General features: G+C 54.9%; 1 protein-coding gene. It reads right to left on the minus strand.

Annotated elements, in window-relative coordinates; translation table 11 throughout:
• Positions 1-932: 932 nt before the first annotated feature.
• Positions 933-1,964 carry a hypothetical protein gene (locus tag IE00_RS19130; RefSeq protein WP_139291557.1) on the minus strand — a complete coding sequence of 344 codons (1,032 nt, stop codon included), beginning with the start codon at positions 1,962-1,964 and terminating at the stop codon, positions 933-935.
• Between the last annotated feature and the right edge of the window lie 515 nt (positions 1,965-2,479).

The following is a 2,479-nucleotide window of genomic DNA, read 5'->3' on the forward strand; positions in this document are numbered from 1 at the left end:
CTCCTCCGGCTTGTGCTTTTTCTGGGGCATTCCTGCATCCTCCAAATGGCTCAAAAGCCATACCTCAGGGAGGACCACTTTTCAGGGGGCAGACCAGCTCCCTACGCTTGATGAGCGCATGGTCATTACAACGTAACATTGGCGCTCGAAAATGTTACATTAGACCTCTCTAATGTAATATCCGACCCCTTGATTGGAACATATGCTGCCCAAAAACGCTCAAAACAACCACCGACATGTAACATATCGCGGTCAGCTTGGCCGGAGATGTAACGTTTTCGACCAGCAAATGCTGGAGCGACGTGCGTAACCTAACATAGGTGAGACAAAATCAACGCCGCAAAACGGTTTTGGACGGGGATGCGGCATGGACCGCGGCACATATTATATCCCAACTGAAACGAAATCCGTCGAAATCAAATCGAAACGATAAGATGGCAAATGTCTCGGGAACAGTGGTTTTCGATCTGGACGGACACATGACGAACCGAACGGACAGATATTATAAGGCAGAGCCGTTCAAGAACTCGGGACTAATCTGCTTTTCTTGGCGATGGCCAATGGATCGCAGATAGGCGATCTGGCTTGGCGGCTGTCAGTAGCAAATAGTCGCCATGATCAGCCGATAGCGTTGACCAAACCTGGACGTGTCCTTGGCCATAAGCGATCGAAAAGGTGGAAGCCGGGGGCGGGTAAAGATGACCGCGGCAATATCGCTAGCTGCCGGCCGCCCGCCATCTCGGCGGTCACAAGATTCCCGGTGCCTAGATGATGGACTGACCTTCTGCGCCCTCTTGCGTCTTCTGGCGTCGCGGCGAACAAGAGAATAAGCAAGTTTCTTAGACCATCTGCGTTGACCGACATCAGATGCGCATGACCCCCGCAGCCTGCGTTTGCTATCCTCTTGAGGTCTCGCAGGCGCGCTCGGCCTACTAACTGCAAATATAGGCGTTTGTTGCTCTACCTTCTCCTTGTCGTCCTATACCCTGTGCTGCCATCTTCGACCACGACCGATCCTCACGCTTCTGGAGGTTACGGAGCGCCAAGCTGCCCTTCTTGTTCAACCACTCATAGGCAACGAAGGGCGCAGCGAGCCGCGGGATCTGCGTCCGCTGACCCTTGCGGTTCATGGACTTGAGGTTCTTTCGAACGCCCGGCCACGACCTTCTTCTCTGCAAGGCCACTGCACTGTCCATGACTGACAAGCCCATGACGCCGGTTGCATGAAATACTCTGGCGCGCTCTTCCTCTTGAAACACTTGCAAGGCACCGGACAGACCACGGTCCACTTCTTGCTTGAACGTAGGTAGTTTGAACTGGAAGTATCTCCCTTGCATCGTCGTCAGCTTCAGGTGGCGGAGTGAGGCAATGTCAGTGATCCCGATCGACGGGAGTTCTGACCCTTTCAACGTCACTTCGATCCTGACCCGCTTCGAAGGTTCGTCCAGGTCATCATAGCTCCCGTCGAGCCGCTGACGGTCCTTTATCTTCTCCATCAGCCGCAGCATCACCTCATCGTCCCGGGCGCCGAGATACATGGTGGCGTCAACGAAAGGTGCTCGGTGGTGTTCGGAGTTGGCCCGCCTCCCACGTGTGTCGTCATGTTGAAGTTCCGGCAGCAGTTTTTGGACACCGTTGCTTTCTTTTTTCCAGATAGATCGCAGCCGACTGTCCGGGTTTGCCCAGATGTCCCGAGACGTCCAGACGGTCCGCTGCAGAGCGCCTAGGAGGCGTCTCCGGCTTGCGTCAGTGTTCTCGTCCACATAGGCGTCAACGCTGATCTCAAGGCCCGTCACGCGCGCGCTGGTGGCTTCTCCGAGCTTATCATACAGGTCTTGATGAATGGTATTGATTAGCGCGAAGCTTGGAGGTTCTTGAACCTTGATCGTGCACGCGGTGAATACGTTGCCGCCGGCCTTATCTTCCGGATCAATGAAGCTGTCCCGGGCAAGAAAGCGGCGCAACACTGCTTGGACATGTTATGCTTGGGTCGGCCGTGCAAGTTGAACGCGGAACTCTATCCAGTCGATGACTGTGCGGAAGCGATACTCATCCAAGTTCAAGATGGGCACGAGCGCGGTCCGGTTCTTCAAGCGCCGCTGCGTGTTGCTCAGCGCCAATGGTTCATACTGCAGGACGCCAGGCAGGCAGTTCGATGCGCGGGAATAGGGGAGTTTAGAGGCGAGAGGGATGGGCATGATGTTCCTATGTTCTTACATTATGCCTATACGTCTCATGAACGCCTCTGTCGGGCGGGATGGCGTTCTTTTTCGCAATTGATGGAAACTATGCCCCGGCGGGGAACGGCAGCAAAGTGGGGTCCGTTGAATGAGCTTGGCTAAGTTCCAGTCAGCTCTTAAGGCCACCAGAACGTCTTTCGATCAACGTCAGATCTCCAACGGTCGGTTCTGCAACTTGGATGAGCCTGCATTCGATACGCAAACAGGCTTCGGGACGATCGACCAATTGCCCCCCCCCC

Origin of the sequence: Paracoccus sp. SM22M-07, assembly GCF_001887735.1 — a bacterium.
Lineage (GTDB): Bacteria > Pseudomonadota > Alphaproteobacteria > Rhodobacterales > Rhodobacteraceae > Paracoccus.